Source organism: Microbacterium sp. (assembly GCF_031988965.1).
GTDB lineage: Bacteria > Actinomycetota > Actinomycetes > Actinomycetales > Microbacteriaceae > Microbacterium.
This window is the reverse complement of record NZ_DALZXX010000001.1, coordinates 33,814-59,133: the sequence shown is the minus strand read 5'-3', so window position 1 is coordinate 59,133 and position 25,320 is coordinate 33,814. Positions and strand designations below refer to the sequence as shown.

The 25,320-nt window shown below is 68.0% G+C and carries 24 protein-coding genes; 5 read left to right on the top strand and 19 right to left on the bottom strand.

All coding sequences use genetic code 11. The annotated features are described in order from the left end of the window. Window positions 1-30: 30 nt before the first annotated feature. Window positions 31-1,275 carry an acyl-CoA dehydrogenase family protein gene (locus RTM68_RS00320; RefSeq protein ID WP_312167286.1) on the top strand — a complete coding sequence of 415 codons (1,245 nt, stop codon included), beginning with the start codon at window positions 31-33 and terminating at the stop codon, window positions 1,273-1,275. Window positions 1,276-1,339: 64 nt separating this feature from the next. Here the strand turns inward: RTM68_RS00320 and RTM68_RS00315 are convergent, their stop codons facing one another. From RTM68_RS00315 to RTM68_RS00290, 6 genes are all read right to left on the bottom strand, one after another. Continuing rightward, on the bottom strand, window positions 1,340-2,104 hold the full coding sequence (locus RTM68_RS00315) for a class I SAM-dependent methyltransferase (protein ID WP_312167284.1): 765 nt from the start codon (window positions 2,102-2,104) through the stop codon (window positions 1,340-1,342). Continuing rightward, window positions 2,101-3,360 carry an MFS transporter gene (locus RTM68_RS00310; protein WP_312167282.1) on the bottom strand — a complete coding sequence of 420 codons (1,260 nt, stop codon included), beginning with the start codon at window positions 3,358-3,360 and terminating at the stop codon, window positions 2,101-2,103. Before RTM68_RS00310 ends, RTM68_RS00315 begins: the two co-directional genes overlap by 4 nt. After that, the gene (locus RTM68_RS00305) at window positions 3,357-4,133 is read right to left on the bottom strand and encodes a fumarylacetoacetate hydrolase family protein (RefSeq protein WP_312167280.1); all 777 of its coding nucleotides are present in this window, start codon (window positions 4,131-4,133) and stop codon (window positions 3,357-3,359) included. Before RTM68_RS00305 ends, RTM68_RS00310 begins: the two co-directional genes overlap by 4 nt. Before the next feature lie 83 nt (window positions 4,134-4,216). Further along, window positions 4,217-5,317, bottom strand: a complete 1,101-nt coding sequence (locus tag RTM68_RS00300) for a branched-chain amino acid aminotransferase (protein ID WP_312167277.1) — start codon at window positions 5,315-5,317, stop codon at window positions 4,217-4,219. Window positions 5,318-5,376: 59 nt separating this feature from the next. Beyond that, window positions 5,377-6,420 (bottom strand): 3-isopropylmalate dehydrogenase, encoded by a 1,044-nt coding sequence (locus RTM68_RS00295; RefSeq protein ID WP_312167274.1) that lies wholly within the window; start codon window positions 6,418-6,420, stop codon window positions 5,377-5,379. A gap of 76 nt (window positions 6,421-6,496) precedes the next feature. Further along, on the bottom strand, window positions 6,497-8,032 hold the full coding sequence (locus RTM68_RS00290; RefSeq protein ID WP_312167272.1) for an MFS transporter: 1,536 nt from the start codon (window positions 8,030-8,032) through the stop codon (window positions 6,497-6,499). Between the two features lie 112 nt (window positions 8,033-8,144). On the opposite strand from RTM68_RS00290, the gene RTM68_RS00285 reads away from it, so the two are divergent. Beyond that, window positions 8,145-8,690, top strand: a complete 546-nt coding sequence (locus RTM68_RS00285; protein ID WP_194764157.1) for a TetR/AcrR family transcriptional regulator — start codon at window positions 8,145-8,147, stop codon at window positions 8,688-8,690. A gap of 83 nt (window positions 8,691-8,773) precedes the next feature. Here the strand turns inward: RTM68_RS00285 and serA are convergent, their stop codons facing one another. From serA to RTM68_RS00270, 3 genes are all read right to left on the bottom strand, one after another. Next, window positions 8,774-10,378 (bottom strand): phosphoglycerate dehydrogenase, encoded by a 1,605-nt coding sequence (serA, locus tag RTM68_RS00280; RefSeq protein ID WP_312167268.1) that lies wholly within the window; start codon window positions 10,376-10,378, stop codon window positions 8,774-8,776. A gap of 114 nt (window positions 10,379-10,492) precedes the next feature. After that, complete coding sequence (locus tag RTM68_RS00275; protein ID WP_312167265.1) at window positions 10,493-10,846, bottom strand: hypothetical protein; 354 nt, start codon at window positions 10,844-10,846, stop codon at window positions 10,493-10,495. Beyond that, the gene (locus RTM68_RS00270; RefSeq protein ID WP_312167262.1) at window positions 10,843-11,382 is read right to left on the bottom strand and encodes a hypothetical protein; all 540 of its coding nucleotides are present in this window, start codon (window positions 11,380-11,382) and stop codon (window positions 10,843-10,845) included. Before RTM68_RS00270 ends, RTM68_RS00275 begins: the two co-directional genes overlap by 4 nt. Before the next feature lie 76 nt (window positions 11,383-11,458). On the opposite strand from RTM68_RS00270, the gene RTM68_RS00265 reads away from it, so the two are divergent. Continuing rightward, window positions 11,459-12,406 (top strand): hypothetical protein, encoded by a 948-nt coding sequence (locus RTM68_RS00265; RefSeq protein WP_312167260.1) that lies wholly within the window; start codon window positions 11,459-11,461, stop codon window positions 12,404-12,406. A gap of 88 nt (window positions 12,407-12,494) precedes the next feature. Here RTM68_RS00265 and ilvC read toward each other — a convergent pair whose 3' ends face one another. The 7 genes from ilvC to RTM68_RS00230 form a co-directional block, all read right to left on the bottom strand. Then, entirely contained in the window at window positions 12,495-13,523 is a 1,029-nt protein-coding gene (gene ilvC / locus RTM68_RS00260) for a ketol-acid reductoisomerase (RefSeq protein WP_194764160.1), read from the bottom strand. A 46-nt stretch (window positions 13,524-13,569) separates the two neighbouring features. Further along, complete coding sequence (ilvN, locus tag RTM68_RS00255) at window positions 13,570-14,079, bottom strand: acetolactate synthase small subunit (RefSeq protein ID WP_194764161.1); 510 nt, start codon at window positions 14,077-14,079, stop codon at window positions 13,570-13,572. A 2-nt stretch (window positions 14,080-14,081) separates the two neighbouring features. After that, a complete protein-coding gene (locus RTM68_RS00250; protein WP_194764162.1) occupies window positions 14,082-15,884 on the bottom strand; it encodes an acetolactate synthase large subunit in 1,803 nt (600 codons plus the stop codon). 61 nt (window positions 15,885-15,945) lie between these two features. Beyond that, window positions 15,946-17,664 (bottom strand): dihydroxy-acid dehydratase, encoded by a 1,719-nt coding sequence (ilvD, locus tag RTM68_RS00245; protein ID WP_194764163.1) that lies wholly within the window; start codon window positions 17,662-17,664, stop codon window positions 15,946-15,948. Between the two features lie 9 nt (window positions 17,665-17,673). Then, window positions 17,674-18,471 carry a trehalose-phosphatase gene (gene otsB / locus RTM68_RS00240; RefSeq protein ID WP_312167252.1) on the bottom strand — a complete coding sequence of 266 codons (798 nt, stop codon included), beginning with the start codon at window positions 18,469-18,471 and terminating at the stop codon, window positions 17,674-17,676. Between the two features lie 45 nt (window positions 18,472-18,516). Beyond that, window positions 18,517-19,926: a trehalose-6-phosphate synthase gene (locus RTM68_RS00235; RefSeq protein ID WP_312167249.1), complete on the bottom strand. Its 1,410-nt coding sequence runs from the start codon at window positions 19,924-19,926 to the stop codon at window positions 18,517-18,519. Window positions 19,927-19,956: 30 nt separating this feature from the next. After that, window positions 19,957-21,243 carry an MFS transporter gene (locus RTM68_RS00230; RefSeq protein ID WP_312167246.1) on the bottom strand — a complete coding sequence of 429 codons (1,287 nt, stop codon included), beginning with the start codon at window positions 21,241-21,243 and terminating at the stop codon, window positions 19,957-19,959. A gap of 222 nt (window positions 21,244-21,465) precedes the next feature. Here RTM68_RS00230 and RTM68_RS00225 point away from each other — a divergent pair, with 222 nt between their 5' ends. Then, window positions 21,466-21,741 carry a hypothetical protein gene (locus RTM68_RS00225; RefSeq protein WP_312167243.1) on the top strand — a complete coding sequence of 92 codons (276 nt, stop codon included), beginning with the start codon at window positions 21,466-21,468 and terminating at the stop codon, window positions 21,739-21,741. 4 nt (window positions 21,742-21,745) lie between these two features. Here the strand turns inward: RTM68_RS00225 and RTM68_RS00220 are convergent, their stop codons facing one another. From RTM68_RS00220 to RTM68_RS00210, 3 genes are read right to left on the bottom strand one after another with little or no spacing between them, the layout of a single operon-like run. Continuing rightward, a complete protein-coding gene (locus RTM68_RS00220) occupies window positions 21,746-22,948 on the bottom strand; it encodes an acetyl-CoA C-acetyltransferase (protein WP_312167240.1) in 1,203 nt (400 codons plus the stop codon). Then, the gene (locus RTM68_RS00215; RefSeq protein WP_312167238.1) at window positions 22,945-23,613 is read right to left on the bottom strand and encodes a 3-oxoacid CoA-transferase subunit B; all 669 of its coding nucleotides are present in this window, start codon (window positions 23,611-23,613) and stop codon (window positions 22,945-22,947) included. Before RTM68_RS00215 ends, RTM68_RS00220 begins: the two co-directional genes overlap by 4 nt. Window position 23,614: 1 nt before the next feature. Further along, a complete protein-coding gene (locus tag RTM68_RS00210) occupies window positions 23,615-24,388 on the bottom strand; it encodes a CoA transferase subunit A (protein WP_312167235.1) in 774 nt (257 codons plus the stop codon). 104 nt (window positions 24,389-24,492) lie between these two features. On the opposite strand from RTM68_RS00210, the gene RTM68_RS00205 reads away from it, so the two are divergent. Continuing rightward, window positions 24,493-25,281 (top strand): IclR family transcriptional regulator, encoded by a 789-nt coding sequence (locus RTM68_RS00205; RefSeq protein WP_312167232.1) that lies wholly within the window; start codon window positions 24,493-24,495, stop codon window positions 25,279-25,281. Window positions 25,282-25,320: the final 39 nt, after the last annotated feature.

The following is a 25,320-nucleotide window of genomic DNA, read 5'->3' as shown; positions in this document are numbered from 1 at the left end:
GCAGGTCCACTCCACTCGAAAGGCAACGACATGACACTCACGGAGGCAACGACGACCGAGCTCGGCGACCGCTGGCGAGACGCACCACGACCACGGAACAGTGCCGAATGGCTCGAACGAGCACGGCAGGTGGCCGACATCCTCGCGGTCGATGCCGTCGAGCGCGACCGTGCCAATGCGACTCCTCACGCGGAGGTGAGACTGCTCAAGGACGCGGGGTTGATCACGCTGCTCGGGCCCGCCGCCCACGGTGGTGCCGGCGAGAGCTGGGACACCGCGTACAAGGTGATCCGCACCGTGGCGCGCGGTGACGGATCGATCGGTCAGGTGCTCGGGTACCACTACCTCTGGGCATGGGCTGCCCGACTCGTGGCGACGGAAGACCAGATCGCCGCCGTCGAGGAGCTGTACACGAGCAACAACTTCGTCTTCGGCGGCGCCGTCAACCCTCGCGACTCCGACCTGATCGTCAGGGAAGACGGAGACGACCTCGTCTTCTCCGGACGCAAGTCCTTCTCCACCGGAGGTCAGATCTCGGATCTGACGGTGCTGGAAGGCGTTCTCGAAGGCACCGAGACGCACATCTTCGCGATCGTGCCCACCGCACAGGACGGCATCGTCTTCGCCGGCGACTGGGACAGCCTCGGGCAGCGGCTCACCGAATCCGGCTCGGTGGAGATCCGCGACGTGCGTGTGCCCTGGGCCTCCGCGGCCGGATTCGTGGACAGGGTGTTCCAGCCACTCACCTACAACACCCTGAACGTGCCGACCATCCAGCTCGTGTTCGCCAACTTCTACCTCGGCATCGCGCAGGGTGCGATCGAGACGGCGGCTGCCTACACGCGCTCCGCGACACGCCCCTGGCCCTACGGTGGCGACGACAAGCAGCGCGCAACCGACGAGTGGTACCTGCTGGAGGGTTACGGGGAGTTGGCGTCCAAGCTCTGGGCCGATGAAGCCCTGCTCGATGCCGCCGGCGCCGAGATCAGCGCCGCGCTCCATGCACCGCGCGAAGAACTCACCGCCCGCCGTCGCGGAGAGATCGCCGTGCGGATCGCCGCGGGGAAGCTCCGGATCGTCGACGACGGCTTGGAGGTCGCGACGAAGGTCTATGAGCTCACCGGTGCCCGCGCATCGGCCAGCTCCGTCGGTCTCGACATCTATTGGCGCAACCTTCGCACGCACAGCCTGCATGACCCGATCGCCTACAAGAAGCGCGAGGTGGGTGGGTACGTGCTGCTCAACGAGGTGCCTGAACCCACCTGGTACACCTGAGCTCGCCGAGAACCTGACCCGGTGTCGCATCTGCATCGCATACGGCCGCTGGTGCGACACCGGGTCAGCGACGACTCCCGACCGCCACGGCAGCGGAATGCCGCAGAGGAACGAACCCGGCGACGGATCGCTCCTCGCACACCTCGTCGAATGCCCGCCGGAACGAGGCGCGTCCTTCGTGATCGAGCGCACGATAGAAGAGTCCGGCACCGCCGACGCCTCCCTCGGCAGAGATCCACAGTGCCGTGACATCCGCATGCCAGGTCCAGGTGAGGTCGGAGACCGCACGCACACGCCAGCCCGCGTCGGTCAGCATGCGCTCGAAGCCCGCCGCTGTGCGTTCGAAGTCCAACTGCGGGAGCAGCCGCTCTCCCGGCGCGGGCACGAGTCCTGCCCGCGAGCACACCTCACGCCACAGCCACGTCGGCGACGTCGTCCAGATCGTCGCAGCGATGCTGTCCGCCGCGACCCTGGCGAGCTCTCGTGCCGATGCTCGAGGGTCGGCCACGTGGTTGAGCACGAAGTTCGCCACGACCGCGTCGAAGGACTCGTCGGCGAACGGCAGACACGGAAGCGCACCGTCTCGCACGGGCAGCATCGGATGATCGTGCTGCGACACCGCGCGCATCGACGGCTCCGGTTCGCAGCCCGTCACGTCCCATCCGACATCGACCAGGGCCGCGGCGAGCAGGCCGGTACCCGATCCGACGTCGAGCAGCGTGCGCCCGTCCGCGTCTCCGAGCGATGCGCTCACGGCACTCGCTGTGCCGACGCACAGGGAGGCGTAGGAGTCGGCGTACGCGCGCCCTGTGCCCGCCCAGTCCTTCATCGAGCCTTCGAGACCCCGAGAGGCGAGAGCACCACGATCGCGACCACGAGAACGGATGCTGCGATGCCGAGTCCCGCGTACTGGAAGTTCGACAGGATCACACCGGCCAGCACCGCTCCGGCGGCGGCCGACAGGCTCATCAGCGAATCACTGCGTCCCTGGCGGCGTGTGCGCAGCTCAGGGGAACTCGCCTCCGTGAGCAGGGCCGCACCCGCGACGGTCGCCGCACTCCAGCCCAGGCCGAGCAGGATGAGCGCCACGATCACGCCCCATTCCCGGTCGTTCGCGAACACGGCGAAGGCGAGCGCGCCGCCCAGGAGCACCTGCCCGAGCAGCACGACGCGCAGTCGCCCCCACCGGTCGGCGAGGATGCCGAAGACCGGCGACAGGGCATACATGCCCCCGACGTGCAAGGCGATCGTGATCCCCACGAGCGCCGAGACATCCGCAGGGGTCGGCGCCATGCCGTCACTGCCGTGCGCCATATGAGCCAGGTGCACGGGAGTCATGGCCATGACGGATGCCATCACGACGTGCGAGCCCGCGACTGCGAAGATCGCGTATCGGGCGACGACCGGGCGATCTGCGAACACCTGTCCGGTCGCTGCCGCCGCCGACGTGGCGAGCCGCTGGGCCGCGAGGAGCGGGTCCGGGCGCAGCGCGATCAGGTAGAGCACGAGCGCCGCGCACTGCGCGACGAACGAGAAGGCATACGAACCTGTCTGCGGCGGCATCCCGATCGCCGCGCCGACGATCTCGCCGGGGCCGAGCAGCAGGGGTCCCGCCACGCCTCCGACGGTCGTCGCCCACACCACGATCGAGAGATCACGCCCGCGATGCTGTGGGGCCGCGAGATCGGTGGCTGCGAACCGCGACTGCAGGTTGCCGGCGTTCCCCGCGCCGATCATGAGGATGCCCACGAGAAGCAGTGGAAACACCCGCACGGATGCGGCCAGAATCACGATCGCGATGCCCACGAGCGCAAAGAGGTTGCCCAGCGTCAGCGCACGGCGTCGGCCGACGCGTCCGGCGAGACGCGCGAGCGGAATCGCGCACAGTGCAGCACCGAGCGTGACGGATGCTGTGGCGAGACCCGAGAGCGCGTCGCTGCCCGAGAGATCGGCCGCGAGCAGCGCACCGAGCGACACAGTCGCTCCGAAGGCGATCCCACCGAGGACCTGCCCCGCGGACAGCACCAGAACCGTGCGTCGCTGGACCGCGGCCTGCTGGGTCGCCGTCAGAGCGGCAGTCGTCATGACGCGCGCACAGCGTCGCGCACGGTGTTGCGCAGGATCCCCAGTCCGGTGATCTCGACCTCGACCGTGTCGCCTGCGTCGAAGGATCCGACCCCTGCCGGCGTCCCTGTGAGGATCACATCGCCCGGCAGGAGGGTGAACACGGCGGAGGCGTGCTCGATGATCGCCTCGACCGAGTGGATCATGTCGGTCAGAGGCGCCTTCTGGCGGACCTCTCCGTTGACCCGTGTCTCGATCGTCGCGACCGACGGGTCGAAGTCCGTGCTGATGGTCGGCCCGAGCGGGCAGAACGTGTCGAAGCCCTTCGCGCGCGCCCACTGGCCGTCCTTGCGCTGCAGGTCGCGCGCGGTGACGTCGTTTGCGATCGTGTAACCGAGCACGTGGTCGAGAGCATCCGCCTGCGCGACGTTCTTCGCGACCTTGCCGATCACGACCGCCAGCTCCCCCTCGTACTCCGTCTGCTCGGAGATCGACGGACGCACGATCGCATCTCCGGGGCCGATCACCGCGGTGTTCGGCTTCAGGAAGAGCAGGGGCTCCTCGGGTGCCGTTCCCCCCATCTCGGCCGCGTGGTCGTGATAGTTCTTGCCGACGCACACGATCTTCGACCGGGGGATCACCGGAGCCAGGATCACCGCATCCGCGATCGGCACGCGGTCTCCCGTGGGCTCGTACCCCGCGAAGAGCGGATCGCCCGAGAGGACGACGAGGTCGGTGTCATCGACGATCCCGAAGAGGATGGCGTCGTCATGGCTGAATCGGGCGATCTTCATGCCACCAGCCTAGCCAGCGCCCACAGACGACAGGGCCCCGCTTGCAGTGTTCGCAAGCGGGGCCCGAGACGATCGCGCCGGCGTCAGGCGTCGAGACGCAGAAGCCAGCCGTGCTTGTCCTCGCGACGGCCGTACTGGATGTCGGTGAGCTCCTCACGCAGTGACAAGGCCAGCTCACCGAGCGGCTGGCCCTCGTCGAAGCCGTCGCCCACGAGTGCGCCGATCGGAGTCACCACGGCGGCGGTACCGCACGCGAACACCTCGACGATGTCGCCGGATGCCACGCCCTCACGCCACTCGTCGATCGAGATCGGACGCTTCTCGACCGTGTAACCGCGGTCCTCCGCGAGCTGCAGCAGCGAGTCGCGGGTGATCCCCTCGAGGATGCTGTCGGACTCCGGCGTGACGACCCGGCCGTCCTTGAAGACGAACACGACGTTCATGCCGCCGAGCTCTTCCACGTTGCGCTCCTCGTTGAGGAACACGACCTGGTCGCAGCCCTGGGCACTGGCCTCGCTCTGGGCGAGCAGACTCGACGCGTAGTTGCCGCCGGTCTTCGCCTTGCCCGTGCCGCCCTTGCCCGCGCGTGCGTAGTCCTCGGAGAGCCAGATGCGCACAGGCTTCACGCCACCGCTGAAGTACGCGCCCGCGGGGCTCGCGATGACGTAGTACGCGACCTTCTGCGCCGCGCGGACCCCGAGGAAGGCCTCCTTGGCGAACATGAAGGGACGGAGGTACAGGCTCTGATCGGCGCCGGACGGCACCCAGCGGCCGTCGACCTCGATGATCTCGCGCAGCGACTGGATGAAGTACTCGGTCGGCAGCTCGGGCAGCGCGAGACGGCGGGCGCTCGCCTGAAGGCGAGCCGCGTTGCGGTCGGGACGGAAGGTGTGGATCGAGCCGTCCGCGTGACGGTAGGCCTTGATCCCCTCGAAGATCTCCTGCGCGTAGTGCAGCACCGACGCGGCCGGGTCGAGCGGGATCGGGCCGTAAGGCTGGACGCGCGGGCGGTGCCAGCCACCCTTCGACGACCAGCAGATGTCGACCATGTGATCGGTGAAGACGACGCCGAAGCCGGGGTTCTCCAGTACCTCGGCGACGCGCGCCGGGGTCGCCGCGTTCAGGTTCTTCGTCACCGCGAACTCCAGCGGAGCCACGGTCGCCTCAACATCGATGGTCGTCATCTCGTCTTCTCTCTTCAGTGTGCGCGCGACATCACGCGGTGTCAGCCTACGCCTGTCGTTCAGAGTCGTGCAGCGATCGCCGAGCCGACCTCTGCCGTGCTCCGGGTTCCGGTGCGGGCGGCGATGTCGGCCTCGACGGCGGCAGTGACCCGCGCGGACTCCGCGGAGAGGCCCAGGTGATCGAGCAGGAGAGCCACCGAGAGGATCGCTGCGGTCGGATCGGCCTTCTGCTGGCCTGCGATGTCGGGAGCCGAGCCGTGCACGGGTTCGAACATCGAGGGGAACGCGCCGTCCGGGTTGATGTTGCCCGACGCGGCCAGACCGATACCGCCGGTCACGGCACCGGCGAGGTCGGTGAGGATGTCGCCGAAGAGGTTGTCGGTGACGATCACGTCGAAGCGCGCGGGATCGGTGACGAGGAAGATGGTCGCGGCGTCGACGTGCAGATAATCGACGGTCACGTCGGGATGCTCCGCGGCCACCTCGTCGACGAGACGCCTCCAGATCGCTCCCGCGTGCACGAGCACGTTGGTCTTGTGCACCAGCGTCAGCTTCCTGTTGCGACGCTCCGCGAGCTCGAAGGCGTAGCGCACGACGCGCTCGACGCCGAAAGCGGTGTTGACCGAGGTCTCGTTCGCCACCTCGTGCGGCGTGCCCTGGCGGATCGCACCGCCGTTGCCCACATACGGCCCCTCGGTGCCTTCGCGCACGACGACGAAGTCGATCTCGCCCGGATCGGACAGCGGCCCGGACGCGCCGGCGAAGAGCTTCGACGGACGCAGGTTGACGTAGTGGTCGAGGGTGAACCGCAGCTTGAGCAGCAGACCTCGCTCGATGTTCGCGTCCTTGAGACGCGGGTCACCGGGAGTGCCGCCGACTGCTCCGAGCAGGATCGCGTCGTGCTCGGAGATCGCCCCGAGGTCGTCGTCGGTGAGTGTGTCGCCCGTCTCGAGATACCGAGCGGCACCGAGCGAGAAGCGCGTCTTGTCGAAGGTCACGTCGCTCGACGCGGTGACGGCGTCGAGGACCTTCTCGGCTTCGGCGACGACCTCGGGGCCGATTCCGTCACCGGGGATGACGGCCAGCTTCACGACACGCGACATGAGACTCCTTGCATCGAAATGGACCGGCCCCTGCGTCGGGCTGTCGCCGAGCGGGCCGGTCCATCCAGCGTACTGGTCAGTGCGAGGGAGCCTTGCGCAGTGTGACGGCGGCGATCGCCCCGGCGACGATCACCAGTCCGGCGCCGATGAGGGAGGTCACGAGGATGCCCGAGCCGAACGCGGCCGACGCGGCATCCCACAGCGCGTCGCCCAGCCCCGTCGGCAGCTCCTGCGCGGCGGTGAACGCCCCGGCGAGCGTCTCCTGTGCGGCGTGCGCCGCATCCGCCGGGGTACCGGCGGGGATGATCAGCGCGCCGCGGTAGAACGCGGTGATGAGGCCACCGAGCACCGCGGTGCCGAGCACCGCCCCGAGCTCGTACGCGGTCTCGGAGACGGCGCTCGCGGCGCCCGCCTTCTCTGCGGGAGCGCTCGAGAGGATCAGCTCGTTCGAGATCGTCTCGGCAGCTCCGATGCCGATGCCCAGCACCACGAACGCGATGATCAGCGGAGCGACACCGTGGTCGGACGTGGTGAACGCGACGAGCAGGTATCCGGCCACGGAGAACAGGAGCCCCGCGGGCACCAGGATGTGCGGACGCACCCGACGCGAGATCGGGACGACCGAGAGACCGGCCACGATCATCGCGACCATTCCGGGCACGAGGGCCGCGCCCGCCGTCATGGGCGAGAGACCGAGCACCAGCTGCAGGTGCTGCGAGACGAAGTAGAGGAAGCCGACGAGAGCGACCACGCTGAGGAGGTTCACGAGAATCGCTCCCGAGAACGAGCCACGGCGGAACAGCGCCATGTCGAGCATGGGCACCTCTGCCCGCAACTGTCGCCGCACGAACAGGTATCCCATCACGATGCCGAGCAGCGCCCAGGCGCCTGCGGTGAGGCTCGGCCCATCGACCGCGAGCGACTTGATCGCGTAGACCACGGGGATCATCGCCGCCATCGACAGCACGATGCTGGCGAGGTCGATGCGACCGGGGTTCGGGTCACGGCTCTCAGGGACGAGCAGCGGCGCGGCGACGAGCAGCGGGATGAGCACGGGCACGGCGATCAGGAAGACGGAGCCCCAGTCGAAGTGCTCGAGCAGGAACCCGCCCACGATCGGGCCGAGAGCGGATCCGGCGGAGAACGCCGATGCCCACACCGCGATCGCGAGACGCCGCTGGTCGCGGTTCTGGAAGATCGAGCGCAGGAGAGACAGTGTCGACGGCATCAGCATCGCGCCGAAGAAGCCGAGCAGGGCACGCGCGGCGATCAGCAGACCGGCCGTCGGGGCGAACGCCGCGAGAGCCGACACCACCGCGAAGCCGGTCGCGCCGATCAGCAGCATCCGCCGACGTCCGAAGCGGTCGCCGAGCGTTCCCATGGTGACGAGGAGCCCGGCCAGCACGAGTGGATAGACGTCGATGATCCACAGCTGCTCTGCACCGGTCGGCGCGAGCGCGATGGAGATCTCGGGGAGCGCGAAGCTCAGCACCGTGTTGTCCACCGACACCAGGAGCACGGGGAGCATGAGGACGACGAGCGCCGCCCAGCCTCGGGCTCCGACGCGGGGAGCATCCGTCTCTGTCGTCGGGATCGACGCAGTACGGGTCATGGGACACCTCTCAGAATCATGGCGGCATCGTTACTAAACCGTCCAGATGGTATAGTAACAGAGTCGTCACACGGCCGCGCTACTGTGAATCGAGACGAACAGAGGATCCCCGATGCCCCGACCTCCCCTCGCCCGCGAACGAGTGCTCGACGCGTTCGAGTCGATCGTCATCGAAGACGGCGAGCGTGCAGCCACCCTCGACGCGACGGCCAAGGCCGCCGGCGTCTCGAAGGGCGGGCTGCTCTATCATTTCGGGTCCAAGGAAGACCTCGCCGCAGGGCTGATCGAACGCCTGGATGCACTCACGACAGCCGATCTCGAGCGCATGACGACAGCTGAGGAGGGGCCGGTGGCGTACTACGTGCGGACCTCCGTCATGGAGGACGACGCCCTGGATCGCGCTCTGATCGCCGCGACCCGGCTCGCACAGGGGGGCTCGACAGCCGCCGCGGACGCGCTGCGTCGCAACAGGGATCGGTGGGAGGACACGATCCGCCCGCACGTGCGGGATGCGGCGAGTCTCGACCTCGTGATGCTGCTCAGTGACGGGCTCTACTTCAACAACTCGCTCGATGTGCACGGTCCCGAGCGCCTCGTGCCGCGAAGCGACGAGCTCTCGGACCTCATCGCGCTCGTGCTGCGCGCGACAGCGCCCTGACACGGTCCTCGCGAACGAGAGAGCGGGAGGGGCAGCCGAACGGCCGCCCCTCCCGCTCTCTCGTGAAGTCGGGTCTCCCCCGCTCAGACCTCGGTGATCTCGATCTGACGGAAGAGGTCGGCGTCGATCGCCGAGCTCACCTCGTCGAGCAGCTCATCGGAGATCGGAGAGTCGAGAGTCACGACGCTGAGTGCCTGGTCGCCGGCACCGAGGCGCGAGATCTGCATACCCGCGATGTTGACTCCCGCCTCGCCGAACTTCTGACCGTAGACGGCGACGATCCCGGGCCGGTCGGTGTACAGCATGACCACGTGGTGCTTCTCGATCGGCAGCTCGAGGGCGTGTCCGTTGATGCCGACGAGCTTCTCGGCCTGCTTCGGACCGGTGAGCGTGCCCGAGACCGAGAGCTGCGAGCCGTCGGAGAGGGCACCGCTGAGAGTGATCACGTTGCGGTACTCGTCGCTCACGTCGTCCTTGAGAAGACGGACGGCGATACCGCGCTGCTCGGCGAGCAGCGGAGCGTTCACGTACGAGACCGTCTCGCTGACGATGTTGGTGAACACGCCCTTGAGAGCAGCGAGCTTGAGGACGCTGACATCGTAGTCGTTCAGCTCGCCGTGCACCTCGACGTCGAGGCTCGTGAGCGGCGACGTGGCGAGAGCGGCGAAGATCTGACCGAGCTTCTCGACGAGCGAGATCCCCGGGCGCACGTACGGGTCGATCACGCCACCCGCGACGTTGACGGCATCCGGCACGAGGTCGCCGCCGAGCGCGAGGCGAACGGACCGAGCGACCGACACGCCGGCCTTCTCCTGCGCCTCCTCGGTGCTGGCCCCGAGGTGCGGGGTGACGACCACGTTCGGGAGGTCGAGCAGCGGACGAGCGGTCCCGCCCTCGGCCGGGGGCTCGGAGGTGAAGACATCGAGCCCTGCGCCCGCGATCTCACCGGCGACGAGCGCCGCGTGAAGAGCTTCTTCGTCGATGAGCCCGCCGCGAGCGACGTTGACGACGAACGCCGTCGGCTTCATGGCCGCGAACTGCTCGGCACCGATCATACCGGTGGTCTCCGGCGTCTTCGGCATGTGGATCGTCAGGAAGTCGGATTCGGCGACCAGCTCGTCGAGAGACAGCAGCTGAACGCCGAGCTGCTGCGCGCGAGCCGAGGTGACGTAGGGGTCGTACGCGACGACGCGCATGTCGAACGCGGCGAGGCGAGCAGCGACGAGGGCGCCGATGCGGCCGAGGCCGACGATGCCGACGGTCTTCTCGAAGAGCTCGGCACCCGTGAACGAACTGCGCTTCCACTGACCTGCGGCGAGCGAGGCATGGGCGGCCGGGATGCGGCGAGCGAGGCTGAGGATGTGACCGACCGTGAGCTCGGCGGCAGAGACGATGTTCGAGGTCGGCGCGTTCACGACCATGACGCCGGCCGTCGTGGCGGCCTTGATGTCGACGTTGTCGAGTCCGACTCCGGCGCGAGCCACGACCTTGAGCTTCGGCGCGTGGGTCAGCGCCTCCTCGTCGATCTGCGTCGCCGAGCGGATCAGCACCGCGTCAGCGTCCGCGAGCGACGCGAACAGCGCCTCACGATCGGTGCCGTCGACGGTGCGAACGTCGAAATCGGGGCCGAGAGCCTCGATCGTGGCGGGAGAGAGAACTTCGGCGAGGAGCACGACGGGCTTCGGCACAGGGATCCTTCGGGGCAGCGCGACAGGGGGCCGATGCGCCGCACACCGTGGGGGCGCGATCACTTCAACTGTACCCGAGCGCTCCCGCTGCTCCGTGCCGTGTGACGCCGGGGATCAGGACGCGACCGTCACCAGATCCGACATGTTGAGGATGCTGTAGCCGATGAGGCTCAGCCAGAACACCGCCACGATCCCGAGACCGGCCAGCAGCACGAGCCCGAGTTCGCCCGCATTCCGGCGTCTGCCGATCGCCCACGCGAACACGAACACGATCGCGGGGAAGACCACGCCGAAGAGCAGCGTCACCCAGCCGACGCCGGTCAGGCCGTTCTGGGCCATCGAGATGAGGTGCGCCACGGCGTTCCAGATCGCGTACGCGTAGAAGAGGCCCGCAAGCCCGAGCACCACCGCGCTGAGCCAGCGCGGTGAACCGGAGTGCGACGTCGCGTCCGTCTTCATCTCGGTCATGATCCGATCACCCCCACCGTCACGAAGGGCCATGGCACGAGCAGCACGACCCCGACGAGCAGGAGGGCGATCCGGATCCATCCGGCCTTCGTCCTGGTCAGCACCCATGTCGCGAGGAACCACAGAGCCGGCGCGGCGACCGCGAGGACGAACCAGGGCACGTACATCGCGTCGGCGACGATCAGATTGGCGAGCGGCTTGAGGCGCAATCCGCCGACGACCCACCCCACGCTGTAGAGGAGGTAGATGCCTCCCACGATGCCGAGGGTCAGCAACGTGCCTGTGCCGAGCGGCGCTCGTTCGTCGTCGCCGACGTCCTCTGCGTGCGACACTGCGTCGCTTCCTCTTCCCACAGCGCTCCATCCGTGGGGGAGGTCTGCGGCCGTCTGCGCGTCTGCCGGCGACTCCGCAGCCGTCTGCCGGGACGTCGTCGGCTCGACCGGAGCCGGAGGGCGACGCTCCCCCGACACGGGCTTCGGCGGAGCATCGCTCTCGTCTCCATCCCAGCTCAGGGCGTCGTCGGAATCGGAAGTCATGTCTCCCAGCGTAGGACACGCCGTCCACTATGCTCGGTGGCATCTGGGCCGCCGAGGCCCGGCGGGAGGGATCACCGTGGCCGAGAACAACGAGGCTGAGCAGAACGAAAGAGTCGAGCGGAGACCAGCCGACGGCACGGTCGGCGAACCCGCAGCGGGGTGGAAGCCGACCGCTGCGGCGAAGACGAAGGCGACGACCTTCCGATGGATCGCCGCGGCACTCTGGGCCGTCGCGATCGCCGCAGAGGCCGTCGGGATCTTCTGGCTGCTTCGTCAGCGGGTGTATGTCGGAGAAGACGGCACGCTTGTGCGTGACCCGGACACCGGGTTGCTCGAAGAGCAGGGGGTCACGGCGCAGTTCCCGCAGTGGGCGTTCATCACGCTGCTCGTACTGCTCGTCGTCATCGCCGCTCTCGCGATCACGGGTTCGATCCTGTGGAAGAAGGCGAATCGACTGGATCCCGCCCGGAAGTCCGAGACTGTGCGCTTCTTCGTGCAGAACCAGCTCGGCGCGATCATCGCGATCGTGGCGTTCCTCCCCCTAATCATCCTGATCTTCCTGAACAAGGACATGGACAAGGGGCAGAAGACCACGGCCGGCGTCGTCGGAATCGCCCTCGCCGTCCTCGCCACCGTCATCGGAGTCGACTTCACCCCGCCCTCCGTCGAGCAGTACACCGCCGACCAGTCGACCGTGATCCAGCTGCTCGGCAAGGACGAGGTCGTCTGGGTCGACGGCGGCGCCGTCTATCACGTGTGCGACGAGGTGTCCGACATCCAGACCGGCAGCGAGAAGCGCACGGGAACCACCGCCGAGGCCGTCGAGGCCGGGAAGAGCCGCCTCACGTTGAAGTTCGCCTCCGAGCTGCGGACCTGCGGTCTGGCAGTCCCCGAGAACGCGGACGACATCGAGGCCGCCCTGCGCGAGATCCAGGCCGGTCAGGTCGACACGCTGCTTCCGGCTCCGATGTGGGCCGACCCCGCTGACGCGCCGATCGAGGTCGAGGACGCACCGACCGAGTAGGTGCCGCCACACGCAGAAGGGGCCCGGTGCGATTCGCACCGGGCCCCTTCGCTATCGACTCAGCGTCAGCTCATCGATCGACTCGATGTCAGCGCGCAGCGCTGCCGTCGACGTAGTCCTCGTCCTGCTGCTTCCATGCGAAGAGCGAGCGCAGCTCCTTGCCGGTCTCCTCGATCGGGTGCGTCTCCTCCTTCGCGCGCAGCGCCAGGAACTCCTCTGCACCGTTGTCCTGGTCGTCGATGAAGCGCTTCGCGAAGGCACCGCTCTGGATGTCGGAGAGCACAGCCTTCATCGACTCCTTGACCTCGGGCGTGATGACCCGAGGTCCCGAGACGTAGTCGCCGTACTCGGCCGTGTCGGAGATCGACCAACGCTGCTTGGCGATGCCGCCTTCCCACATGAGGTCGACGATGAGCTTCAGCTCGTGCAGCACCTCGAAGTAGGCGATCTGCGGCTGGTAGCCCGCCTCGGTCAGCGTCTCGAAACCGGCCTGCACGAGGTGGCTGACGCCACCGCAGAGCACGGCCTGCTCACCGAAGAGGTCGGTCTCGGTCTCTTCGGTGAAGGTGGTCTTGATGACGCCGGCGCGGGTGCCGCCGATGGCCTTCGCGTACGAGAGCGCCGTCGCCCAGGCGTTGCCCGAGGCGTCGCGCTCGACGGCGATGATGTCGGGGATGCCGCGGCCTGCGACGAACTCGCGGCGCACGGTGTGACCCGGAGCCTTCGGAGCGACGAGGATGACGTCGACGCCCTCGGGAGCGTCGATGTAGCCGAAGCGGATGTTGAAGCCGTGCGCGAATGCGAGGGTCTTGCCCTCGCTCAGGTTCGGGGCGATCGACTCGCTGTAGATGCCGCGCTGGTGCTGGTCCGGCGCGAGGATCATGATGAGGTCGGCCCACTTCGTCGCCTCGGCGACGGTCTTGACCGCGAATCCGGCCTCTTCCGCCTTCGGCGCGGACTTCGAGCCCTCCTTGAGCGCGATCGCGACCTCGACGCCCGAGTCGCGAAGGTTCTGCGCGTGCGCGTGACCCTGCGAGCCGTAGCCGACGATGGCGACCTTCTTGCCCTGGATGATCGACAGATCGGCGTCTGCGTCGTAGAAGATCTCGGTGCTCACTGGTTTTCTCCTTGATTGGTGTTCGTGTACGTGTGTGATGTCTGGATCAGCCGCGCAGGACGCGCTCGGTGATGCTCTTGCCGCCGCGACCGATGGCGAGAAGACCCGACTGCGCGATCTCCTTGATGCCGAAGGGCTCGAGCGCGCGAAGCATCGCGTCGACCTTGCCGCGATCACCGGTGACCTCGATCACCAGAGCATCCGACGCGTAGTCGACGACGGAGGCGCGGAACAGGTTCGCCACCTCGATCACGTTCGACCGCGTGGTGTTGTCGGTGCGCACCTTGACGAGCATGTGCTCGCGCTGCACCGAGGTCGGGAAATCGAGCTCGACGATCTTGATGACGTTGATCAGCTTGTTCAGCTGCTTCGTCACCTGCTCGAGCGGAAGGTCCTCGAGGTCGACGACCACGGTGATGCGCGAGATGCCGGGCACCTCGGTCACTCCCACCGCGAGCGAGTCGATGTTGAAGCCGCGGCGGGCGAAGAGCCCCGCGACGCGGGTCAGCAGACCCGGAGTGTTCTCCACGAGGAGGCTCAGCACGTGAGTCGACATGGTCAGTCCTCCTCGTCGAATGCGGGCGCGTGCTCGCGGGCGTACTGGACGTAGCTGTTGCTCACGCCCTGGGGAACCATCGGCCACACCATGGAGTCGGCGCTGACGACGAAGTCGATGACGACAGGTCGGTCGTTCGTCTCGAGGGCGAGCTTGATCGCGGCATCCACCTCCTCTTCCTTCTCCACTCGGATCGCGAGGCAGCCATAGGCGTCGGCCAGCTTCACGAAATCGGGGATGCGCACCGTGCCGTGCCCCGTGTTGAGGTCGGTGTTCGAGTGGCGGCCGTCGTAGAAGAGCGTCTGCCACTGGCGCACCATGCCGAGGGAGGAGTTGTTGATGATGGCGACCTTGATCGGGATGTTGTTGATCGCACAGGTCGCGAGCTCCTGATTGGTCATCTGGAAGCAGCCGTCGCCGTCGATCGCCCAGACGACGCGGTCGGGTTCGGCGACCTTCGCCCCCATGGCAGCGGGGACGGAGTAGCCCATCGTGCCCGCTCCCCCGGAATTCAGCCAGGCGTTGGGACGCTCGTACTTGATGAACTGGGCGGCCCACATCTGGTGCTGCCCGACGCCGGCGGCGTAGATGCCCTCCGGGCCCGTCAGTTCGCCGATCCGCTGGATCACGTACTGCGGCGCGAGCAGACCGTCGGTCGTGGGCGCGTAGCCGAGGGGGAACTCGGTGCGGAGTCCGTCGAGATACGACCACCATTCCTCGGTGTCGGGCGCGCCGGCACCGATCGCGCTGCGGAACGCCGACTCGAGGTCGACGAGCACGTCGCGCACGTCGCCCACGATCGGCACGTCGGCCATGCGGATCTTTGAGATCTCGGCAGGGTCGATGTCGACGTGCACGACCTTGGCGTTCGGCGCGAAGAGCGCGGCCTTGCCGGTCACGCGGTCGTCGAAACGTGCGCCGAGCGACACGATGAGGTCGGCCTCCTGCAGCGCGAGCACCGCGGGAACCGTGCCGTGCATACCCGGCATGCCGAGGTGCTGCTGGTGCGAGTCCGGGAAGGCACCGCGGGCCATGAGAGTCGTCACGACGGGCGCGTTCGTAGTCTCGGCGAGGGCGAGAAGCTCGGCCGACGCACGGCCGCGGATCACACCGCCACCGACGTACAGCACCGGCTTCTTGGCCTCGGCCAGGAGCGCTGCGGCCGCCTGGATCTGCTTGCCGTGGGCCTTGGTCACGGGGCGGTAGCCCGGCAGGTCGATCTTGGCGGGCCAGATGAACGGGGCCATCGCCTGCTGGGCGTCCTTCGTGATGTCCACGAGCACGGGACCGGGACGACCGGTCGACGCGATCTCGTACGCGGCGGCGAGGGCGCCGGGAATCTCGGAGGCGTCCTTCACGAGGAAGGAGTGCTTCGTCACGGGCATCGTGATGCCCACGATGTCGGCCTCCTGGAACGCGTCCGTTCCCATCAGCGTCGAGAACACCTGACCGGTGATCGCGAGCAGCGGCACCGAGTCCATGTAGGCGTCGGCGATCGCGGTCACGAGGTTGGTCGCACCGGGCCCGGAGGTCGCGATGCAGACACCGACCTTGCCGGACGACGACGCGTAGCCCTCGGCCGCGTGGCCGGCACCCTGCTCGTGGCGCACCAGGATGTGCCGGAGCTCGGATGCATCCATGAGCGGGTCGTAGACGGGCAGGATCGCACCGCCGGGAAGACCGAAGACGTCCTTGACGCCCAGGAGCTCCAGGGTGCGGACCACTGCCTCTGCTCCGGAGATCTCCGGTGCGGCGGACTTGGGTGCGGGCGGCCTCGGCACAGCCGAGACGGTGTCAGCAGTCATGACACTCCTTCTGATGGTCTGGAGGCGACGTCGGCGGCTGGGATGCCGGAGCCGACGTTGATCAGCCGGTCGTCGCGCCCTCGGCGGCGGACCGCACGAGACGCGAGTACTTGGCAAGAACGCCACGGGTATAGCGCGGGGGTAGCGGCTCCCAGCCAGAGCGGCGGGAGGCGAGCTCCGCCTCGTCGACGAGTAGGTCGAGAGAGCGAGCTGCGATATCGACCCGTATCAGATCACCATCGCGCACGAAGGCGATAGGACCTGCGTCCACCGCTTCGGGTGCTATGTGGCCGATGCACAGGCCGGTTGTGCCGCCTGAGAATCGTCCGTCAGTCAAGAGTAGTACATCTTTTCCGAGACCCGCGCCCTTGATGGCCGCGGTGATGGCGAGCATCTCGCGCATGCCCGGTCCACCCTTGGGTCCCTCGTAGCGGATCACGATGACGGTGCCCGCCTCGATCTCGCCGTTCGCGACGGCGTCCATCGCCGCGCGCTCGCGCTCGAAGACACGCGCAGGACCCTCGAACACGGCCGCGTCGAAGCCCGCGGTCTTCACGACGGCACCCTCTGGTGCGAGCGATCCGTGCAGGATCGTCAGACCGCCGGTGGCGTGGATCGGGTTGTCGAACGTGTGGATGACCTCGCCGTCGATCGGCTGCGGGTCGAGGTCGGCGAGGTTCTCGGCGAGCGTCTTGCCGGTCACGGTGAGCGCGTCTCCGTGCAGCAGGCCCTCGTCGAGCATCGCCTTCATGATGACCGGGATGCCGCCGTGGCGGTCGACGTCGTTCATGACGTACTTGCCGAAGGGCTTCATGTCCGCGACGTGCGGGACCTTGTCGCCGATGCGGTTGAAGTCGTGCAGGCTGAGGTCGATCTCGGCCTCGCGGGCGATGGCGAGCAGGTGCAGCACGACGTTCGTCGAACCTCCGAGGGCCATCGCGAGCGCGATCGCATTCTCGAATGCCTCCTTGGTGAGGATGTCGCGCGTCGTGATGCCCTGGCGGAGCAGGTTGACGACGGCCTCGCCGGAGCGGTGCGCGAAGTAGTCGCGACGACGGTCCGCTGCGGGCGGAGCGGCCGAACCCGGAAGGCTCAGTCCGAGTGCCTCGGCGACGGATGCCATGGTGTTGGCCGTGTACATGCCGCCGCACGCACCCTCACCCGGCGCGATCGCGCACTCGATGCGCTTGAGGTCCTCTTCGCTCATGAGACCGGCACGGCACGCGCCGACGGCCTCGAACGAGTCGATGATCGTGACGTCCTTCTCGGTTCCGTCGGAGAGCTTGACCCATCCGGGGGCGATCGAGCCGGCGTAGAGGAAGACGCTGGAGAGGTCGAGTCGGGCGCTGGCCATGAGCATGCCGGGAATCGACTTGTCGCAGCCGGCGAGCAGCACGGAGCCGTCGAGGCGCTCGGCCATCATCACCGTCTCGACCGAGTCGGCGATGACCTCACGCGACACGAGTGAGAAGTGCATCCCCTCGTGACCCATCGAGATCCCGTCGGAGACGGAGATGGTTCCGAACTGCAGCGGGTATCCCCCGCCGGAGTGCACGCCCTCCTTGGCGCCCTGCGCCAGGCGGTCGAGGCTCAGGTTGCAGGGAGTGATCTCGTTCCAGCTGGACGCGATTCCGATCTGGGGCTTGTCCCAGTCGGCGTCGCCCATGCCGACGGCACGGAGCATGCCTCGGGAGGTCGTCGCCTCGATGCCGTCGGTGACGACGCGGCTGCGGGGCTTGATGTCGATGGGCGCGCTGGTGGAGGGGTCATGCGAGGACATGACGGAAGTCTATTCCCGCTGGGAGGCTCTCTCGTCCGCGAGAGCTTCCAGAAGCTGAGCCATCTCTTGTGGATTCTCCACACGGAGCACGGCTGCGCTCTCGCCCGGGCCCACACGCACCCCGAGATCCTGGTCAGTGAGGACGCGCATCGCGTCCTCGTCCGTGACGTCATCACCGGCGAACACGATGCCGGTCGCATCGAAATGCTCGCGGAGCGCAGCCATCGCCGCATCCTTGCCCTCGGTCCTCGACGAGAACTCGAGAACGCGGTGCCCCGCGCGACGGCGCCAGTGCGGGAAGCGCTCGGCTGCCAGCGCGTCGATCTCGGCGAAGACCTGATGCTCGACCTCGGGCGTGGCGGTACGGGTGTGCACGCCCATGCCGAAGGTCTTGGGCTCGAACTCCGCACCGTCGTAGCGGTCGATGATCGGCCGTGCAGCCGCCCACAGCGCTTCGCGCTCGCCCTCGGCCGTCTCGGGCCCGGTGGCGTCCGCGTCACCGCCGCCGGGGAACCAGTACTGCGCGCCGTGGGATCCCGCGAGTGCGATCAGCGAGTCGTCGGTGTGCTCCGTGATCACTCGCAGATCGTGCATGCTGCGACCCGAGACATAGGCGACGACGGTGTCCGGGAGCTCGGCGAGGCGCGCGACCTGTGCCGCCACTTCGGGCAGCGCCCGCGCGGCCATCGGATCCGGGACGAGCGGTGAGGCTGTTCCGTCGAAGTCGAGTGCCACGACCAGTCGGGGGGTGGCTGCGATGGCGCTGAGCGCGGCGTCGGTGGATCCAGGGGTCCAGGTGCGGGTCACGGGTTCTCCATTCGAGGCGGATTCATCTTCGGCTTGGCGTGGCGATCAGCGCTGGCGGATGTCGGCCAGCGCGCGGAGGAACGAGGAGGACCACGCGTCGACGTCGTTCTCGAGCACGCGGCGACGCAGCGAGCGCATCCGCTTGCCCTGCTCCGCGGGGGTCATCGCGACAGCCGTCATGATCGCATCCTTCAGTCCTGCGATGTCGTGCGGATTGACCCGCACGGCCTGACGCAGCTCATCGGCTGCGCCGGTGAATTCGCTCAGCACGAGGACGCCACGGTTGTCTGCACGCGTCGCCACATACTCCTTGGCGACGAGATTCATGCCGTCACGGAGCGCGGTCACGAGCATGACGTCGGCGGCGAGATACAGCGCGACCATCTCCTCGCGCGGATATCCCTGGTGGAGATAGCGGATGGCCGTATGACCCATCGTGTCGTGGTCGCCGTTGATGCGCCCCACTGCGAGCTCGATCTCGTCGCGCAGGTGCACGTACGCGTCGACGCGTTCGCGACTGGGACTGGCCACCTGCACGAAGGTGACGTCATCGACGCTGAGCAGACCGTCTTCGAGCAGCTCGCCGTAGGCCTTGATGCGGTGGCGGATGCCCTTCGTGTAGTCGAGTCGGTCGACGCCGAGGAGGATCTTCTTGGGGTTGCCCAGGCTCTCCCTGATCTCGGCGGCGCGTGCCCGCACATCAGGACGCGCGGCGAGTTCGAGGTACGGCGTCGTGTCGATCGAGATCGGGAACGCTCTGGCGATCGCTGTGCGCGACCCGCCGTCCTCCGTCGGGATCGCGACCGCGGACCCCTTGACCTCGTAGCGGAGTCTGCGGCGGACGGCCGTGAGGAAGTACGTGGCATCCTGCGCACGCTGGAACCCGATGACGTCTGCGCCGAGAAGACCGGTGAGCACCTGGTCTCGCCACGGGAGCTGCGCATAGAGGCCGTGCGCGGGGAACGGGATGTGGTGGAAGTAGCCGATGGTGACGTCGGACCGGATCTCCCTGATCATCTGCGGCACGAGCTGCAGCTGATAGTCGTGGATCCAGACGGTGCCGTTCGGAGCGGCGACGGCGGCGGCCGCCTCCGCGAAGCGTCGATTCACCCGGACGTACGCATCCCACCACTCGCGGTGGTACTGCGGCGGCGCGATCACGTCGTGGTACAGCGGCCAGATGGTGTCGTTCGCGAAGCCCTCGTAGTAGTCGGCGACCTCTTCGGTGCTGAGCGGGACCGGCACCAGGTCGATCCCGTTGATCTCGAACGGCTCGAGCTCGACGTCCGGCTGCCCGGGCCAGCCGACCCACGCACCGTGCGCGCTGCGCATCATCGGTTCGAGCGCAGCGACCAGCCCGCCGGGAGACGTCCGCCACTCATCCTCGCCGTCGGGGCCCACCACCCGGTCGACGGGGAGTCGATTGGCGACGACGACGAAATCTGCGGCTGGCATGGGGCTCCTGACGAGGCAGTGGGATGAACCTCAGGCTACCGAGGCTCTTTCCGAGCGTACGCGAGGTGCGGTCGCACTCAGCCGCCAGTTGACAACCCCCGCCGCGAAGGCTATCCCTGCGGCGACGATCGGAAGGAGCAGTGCGCTGCCGGTTCCCGCGTTCTCGGCGAGCTCTCCCGCGACTGCGGCGCCGAGCGACTGCCCGACGACGATTCCCGACCCCAGCATCGTCATGACGGTGGCGGAGCGCCCGAGCGGACTGCGCGCGGCCCCGAAGCTGTACTGAGTGACCAGGGTCGGCCCGATGCCGATGCCCATGATGGCAAGCGCGAGCATCATCATCGCGGGGGTATCCACGAAGAGCAGCAGGACACTGCCCGCGAGCAGGATGCCGGAGAACACCAACCAGCGCCCACGCAGAGAGAACCGCGCGGGCAACCAGGCGACGCCGAGCGCGAGGATCGCCGAGCCGACACCCATGACGCCGTACAGAAGTCCCGCCTGCTCGGGAGCTCCTCGGTCAGCCATGAACGACGTCAGCGAGGTGAGCATGGTGCCGAAGAACATCCCGACCCCGAGGATTCCGACGACGACGATCAGCAGACGCGCGCTGAAGAGCTCCGACACGGCGGACGGTGCACGACCATCACTGTCGCGGTGGGCGGACACGGCACGCGCGCTGGGGTGCAGCGCGAATGCTCCGACGAAGACGACCGTGAGCACGGCGGCGCCGACGAGCGGCGCCCACGGGGCGAGTACCGACGCGAGAACGCCCACGATGAAAGGACCGAAGACGAAGACCGTCTCGTCCGCGGCTGATTCGTAGGCCATCGTCCCTGAGGTGGTGCGGGTGCGCACGGCCTCGGGCATGCGGTCGGCGATCATCGTGACCAGCCTCGACCGCGACATGGGCGCGACCTGCGGGGCCGTGGCACCGATGCCGAACGCCGAGAGCAACACCAAGGCGTCGGCGGCTCCCGCGTAGACGACGACCGTGAACAGGACGAGCATCGCCCCGTTGGCGATCGCCAGGATCAACAGGACGGTCCGCTGACCGAAGCGATCGGCGGCGGCGCCGAGCAGCGGTCCGAAGCAGGCGGTGCCCAGCCCCACGGCCGCGGAGGTCAGCCCGCCCAGCGACAGTGACCCGCGCGCCGAGACGACGACGGTGAGCACGCCGACCACCATCATGGCGAAGGGCAGTCGCGCGACGAACGCGATGAGGAAATAGGGCAGGCCGGCGATGCGGAGAAGGCTGGGCGCATCCGTCGCCTGCGTGCGGATGTCGGATCGCTCCTGAGGTGATGCGTGTGTCATGGCTCTCGCGCGCCCGGAGACGCGGGGTCGGGTGCCGCCGCTGTCCGTCGGGAAGCCGACGGCCGGTAGATACACGGGTTGCGGACGCGGACGAGCCGCGACCCGACAAGGCTACCGCAGTCCTCTGCGAGCGTGCTGGACGCGATCCTCCGGTGCCTGGCAGACTGCGCATCCGCTGTCAAGGCTCGGCACGGTGGACGTCTGTGAGGGTAGCGTGAGGGCATGAACTACCTCTCGGGTACCGGACTCATCGGCGCAGTCATGACCGGAGTGACTCTGCTCCGCGGCTCCCGTGACACGAAGATCACGTGGCGCTCGGCGCTCGCATGGGTGAGCTGGGCGATCAGCCTCTCCCTCGCGATCGGCGCCGTCGTCGACACTCGTCGCGCCCGGCATGGACGCCCCGTCTCCCCGGACTCCCCGGTCTACGCGAAGCAGCAGCGGGAGCAGGAGAAGGAAGCCAAGCGCTCCGCGAAGGTGAAGCCGCTGAAGCGCTGACGGCTCACCGGGTGAGGATCAGCGCTTCGCCCTGACCTCCGCCACCGCACAGTCCGACCGCGGCGACGCCCGCCCCTCGACGGGCGAGCTCGTGCGCCGCGTGCACGACCAGACGAGTTCCCGACGCCCCGATCGGGTGTCCGATGGCGATTCCGCCGCCGTGGATGTTGACGATGTCGCTCGTGATCCCGAGCTCGACCTGCGATCGCGACACGACCGCGCCGAATGCCTCGTTGATCTCGACGAGATCGAGATCCGTCGGCGAGATGCCTTGCTTCGCACACGCACCCTCGATGGCTCGGGCAGGTTGCGCCTGCAGCGAGTTGTCCGGTCCTGCCGTCTGCCCGCTCGCTCCCACCGTCACGAGGACAGACCATCCCGATCTCTCGGCCCTGCCGCGGGTCGTCACGATGACAGCCGCGGCGCCGTCGGAGATCTGCGACGAGTTGCCGGCTGTGATCGACCCGCCCTCGGCGAACGCCGCCCGCAGGCCGCTCAGCGATTGGACGGTGGTGTCGGGGCGGATTCCTTCGTCGGTCGTCACCAGAAGCGGCTCCCCGCGTCGCTGCGGGACGGCGACGGCGACGACCTCGTCGTCGAACACACCTTCCGACCGGGCTGCGGCAGCTCGCTGATGGGACAGCGCGGCGACCTCGTCCTGCGCCTCACGGGTCAGTTCGTACCGGGCATTGTGGCGCTCTGTGGACGCCCCCATGCTCTCGCGGTCGTATGCGTCGGTGAGCCCGTCGAAGGCCATGTGGTCGAGCACCTCGACGCTGCCGTATGTCCACCCGTCGCGGGATCCCATGAGCAGGTGCGGCGCGCGGGTCATCGACTCCATCCCGCCCGCCACGACGACCTGAGCGTCCCCCACCCGGATCATGCGTGCGGCGTCGATGATCGCGGTGAGGCCCGACAGGCAGACCTTGTTGACCGAGTGCGCGGGCACGTCCCACCCGATCCCCGCGCCGATCGAGGCTTGACGAGCGGCGTTCTGCCCGGATCCGGCCGCCAGCACCTGCCCCATGATCACCGCATCCACCTCGGTGCCGTCGACCCCCGCCTGCTCCAACGCGCCGCGGATCGCGAAGGATCCCAGCTGGGGAGCCGTGAAGCTCGCCAGTTGGCCCTTGAGGCGTCCCTGCGGCGTCCTCGCCGCGGCGACGATGACGATGTCCTCTGCGTCGGTGCGCGTGATGTCGCTCATTCCGAGAATCTCCCTCTGTCAGTGTGACGATCCCGATTCAGGATCAGCGTCGGCTCCGTCGCGGCGACCACCTGCTCGACCGAGACACCGGGTGCGGTCTCGACCAACACCAGCCCGTCGTCGGTCACATCGATCACCGCGAGATCGGTGATGATCCGATCCACCACGCGACGCCCGGTGAGGGGCAGCGAGCACTGCTCGACGATCTTCGCCGAGCCGTCCTTCGCGACATGCTCCATGAGCACGATCACGCGGGCCGCGCCGTGCACGAGATCCATCGCCCCGCCCGGCCCCTTGACCATCTTGCCGGGGATCATCCAGTTCGCGAGATCGCCTGTGGCCGACACCTGCATGGCTCCGAGGATCGCGGCGTCGATCTTGCCGCCGCGGATCATCCCGAAGCTCAGCGCCGAGTCGAAGAACGCCGCTCCGGGAAGCACGGTGACCGTCTCCTTGCCCGCGTTGATGAGGTCCGGATCCACGGCATCCTCGCGCGGATACGGGCCGACGCCCAGGATCCCGTTCTCCGACTGCAGCACCACGGTGACTCCGTGCGGGACGTGGTTGGGCACGAGCGTCGGCAGACCGATCCCGAGGTTCACATACGATCCGTCCTGCAGCTCGGCAGCAGCCCGCGCCGCCATCTCCTCGCGCGTGAGCGCCATCTCAGGCTCCTTCCGCGGCGACGGTGCGCCGCTCGATGCGCTTGGGGATGTCTCCGCCGACCTCGACGATCCGATGCACGTACACGCCGGGCAGGTGGACGCGGTCGGGGTCCAGATCGCCGGGTTCGACCAGCTGCTCGACCTGAGCGATGCAGATCCGTCCGGCCATCGCGGCCAGCGGGTTGAAGTTGCGCGCCGCCTTGTTGAAGATCAGGTTGCCCTGGCGATCGCCGGCCAGTGCGTGCACCAGCGAGAAGTCGGTCGTGATCGCCTCTTCCAGCACATAGTCGCGGGGAGTGCCGTCCACATCGAAGGAACGGACATCCTTGACCGGCGACCCGACGGCGACCGTGCCGTCGGGGTGATAGCGCCGCGGTAGTCCTCCCTCGGCCACCTGAGTGCCGACGCCGGTCTGCGTGAAGAACGCGGCGATGCCGGATCCTCCTGCGCGCAGCTTCTCGGCCAGCGTTCCCTGCGGAGTCAGTTCGAGTTCCAACTCGCCGGAGAGGAACTGACGCTCGAACTCCTTGTTCTCACCCACGTACGACGATGTCATCTTGCGGATCCTTCGCGCCCCGAGCAGCACCCCGAGGCCCCAGTCATCGACGCCGCAGTTGTTGCTCACGATGCTGAGATCGGTCGTCCCCTGCGCGAGGATCGCCTCGATCAGGGCGATGGGATTGCCCGAGAGGCCGAAACCTCCGACCGCGATGGACGATCCGTCGGAGATGTCTGCCACTGCATCCGCCGCCGTCGGTATCTGCTTGTCGATCACGTGAACTCCTTCGAAGACGTGCCTCCGTCCAGCATCCGCCCTCGGCGCGCCTCGCGCGACCCCGCTCTTGCGATGTGGTTCGAATCATCGGTAGCGTCCACATTATGGAACAACCGGCTCGGACCGTACCGGGCGCTCAGGCGATCTCGCGGGCAACGTCCCTCCTGCGCCTCGTGACGCAGAGCGGCTCCGAGGGCGCCGCGCTGCTCGACCTCGCCCGCGCATCCGGCCTCACCCGATCCACGGTTCACCGACTCCTCTCCGCTCTTCGGGCAGAGGGGCTCGTCGACCGGGACGAGGCGTCGGCGCGCTGGATGCCCGGACCCGAGCTCTTCCTCATGGGCACCGTGGCCGCGGCTCGCTATGACATCACCGCCCTCGCTCGCGACATCGTGCGGTCACTCGCGGTGAAGACCGAGGAGAGTGCATTCCTCTCCGTGCGACGTGCGGACGAGACCGTGTGCCTGGTGCGGGAGGAAGGTTCGTTCCCCATCCGCTCGTTCGTGCTGAGCGAAGGGGTCCGCTTCCCCCTCGGCGTCGCGAGCGCCGGACTGGCGATCCTGGCCTTCCTCCCCGACCACGATGTGGACGCGTACCTCGAGCGTCATCCCGACCTGGACCAGGAATGGGGCGCAGCCCACGGCATCCGCCCCCTGCGTTCTCGCCTCGCCGAGACGAAGGAGCGCGGGTACGCGGTCAATCCGGGCCTGATCGTCGAGGGCAGCTGGGGCCTCGGCGCTGCGGTCTTCGATCGATCGGGACGCCCGGAGTGGGCCCTCAGCCTGACGGGTGTCGGGTTCCGCTTCGGGCCGGAGCGCCTCCCGGATCTCGGCCGCACCCTCCTCGCGCACGCACACCAGCTGTCAGCGCGCATCGCAGGAGCACGGAGATAGGGCGAACTCCGCAGAACCACGGGTTCATACCAACAGGTA

Excerpts from the sequence above, each read along its gene's own strand:
- RTM68_RS00220 (WP_312167240.1), bottom strand. The coding sequence starts at position 22,948 with ATGAGCGACATCACGCGCACCGACGCAGAGGACATCGTCATCGTCGCC.
- RTM68_RS00285 (WP_194764157.1), top strand. The coding sequence starts at position 8,145 with ATGCCCCGACCTCCCCTCGCCCGCGAACGAGTGCTCGACGCGTTCGAG.
- RTM68_RS00275 (WP_312167265.1), bottom strand. The coding sequence starts at position 10,846 with ATGACCGAGATGAAGACGGACGCGACGTCGCACTCCGGTTCACCGCGC.
- RTM68_RS00205 (WP_312167232.1), top strand. The coding sequence starts at position 24,493 with ATGGAACAACCGGCTCGGACCGTACCGGGCGCTCAGGCGATCTCGCGG.
- RTM68_RS00235 (WP_312167249.1), bottom strand. The coding sequence starts at position 19,926 with ATGCCAGCCGCAGATTTCGTCGTCGTCGCCAATCGACTCCCCGTCGAC.
- RTM68_RS00290 (WP_312167272.1), bottom strand. The coding sequence starts at position 8,032 with ATGACCCGTACTGCGTCGATCCCGACGACAGAGACGGATGCTCCCCGC.
- RTM68_RS00310 (WP_312167282.1), bottom strand. The coding sequence starts at position 3,360 with ATGACGACTGCCGCTCTGACGGCGACCCAGCAGGCCGCGGTCCAGCGA.
- ilvD (WP_194764163.1), bottom strand. The coding sequence starts at position 17,664 with ATGTCCTCGCATGACCCCTCCACCAGCGCGCCCATCGACATCAAGCCC.
- RTM68_RS00230 (WP_312167246.1), bottom strand. The coding sequence starts at position 21,243 with ATGACACACGCATCACCTCAGGAGCGATCCGACATCCGCACGCAGGCG.
- RTM68_RS00320 (WP_312167286.1), top strand. The coding sequence starts at position 31 with ATGACACTCACGGAGGCAACGACGACCGAGCTCGGCGACCGCTGGCGA.
- RTM68_RS00315 (WP_312167284.1), bottom strand. The coding sequence starts at position 2,104 with ATGAAGGACTGGGCGGGCACAGGGCGCGCGTACGCCGACTCCTACGCC.
- RTM68_RS00305 (WP_312167280.1), bottom strand. The coding sequence starts at position 4,133 with ATGAAGATCGCCCGATTCAGCCATGACGACGCCATCCTCTTCGGGATC.
- RTM68_RS00250 (WP_194764162.1), bottom strand. The coding sequence starts at position 15,884 with ATGACTGCTGACACCGTCTCGGCTGTGCCGAGGCCGCCCGCACCCAAG.
- RTM68_RS00215 (WP_312167238.1), bottom strand. The coding sequence starts at position 23,613 with ATGGCGCTCACGCGCGAGGAGATGGCGGCGCGGGCTGCTGCCGAGCTG.
- RTM68_RS00270 (WP_312167262.1), bottom strand. The coding sequence starts at position 11,382 with ATGACTTCCGATTCCGACGACGCCCTGAGCTGGGATGGAGACGAGAGC.
- ilvN (WP_194764161.1), bottom strand. The coding sequence starts at position 14,079 with ATGTCGACTCACGTGCTGAGCCTCCTCGTGGAGAACACTCCGGGTCTG.
- RTM68_RS00300 (WP_312167277.1), bottom strand. The coding sequence starts at position 5,317 with ATGACGACCATCGATGTTGAGGCGACCGTGGCTCCGCTGGAGTTCGCG.
- RTM68_RS00295 (WP_312167274.1), bottom strand. The coding sequence starts at position 6,420 with ATGTCGCGTGTCGTGAAGCTGGCCGTCATCCCCGGTGACGGAATCGGC.
- RTM68_RS00225 (WP_312167243.1), top strand. The coding sequence starts at position 21,466 with ATGAACTACCTCTCGGGTACCGGACTCATCGGCGCAGTCATGACCGGA.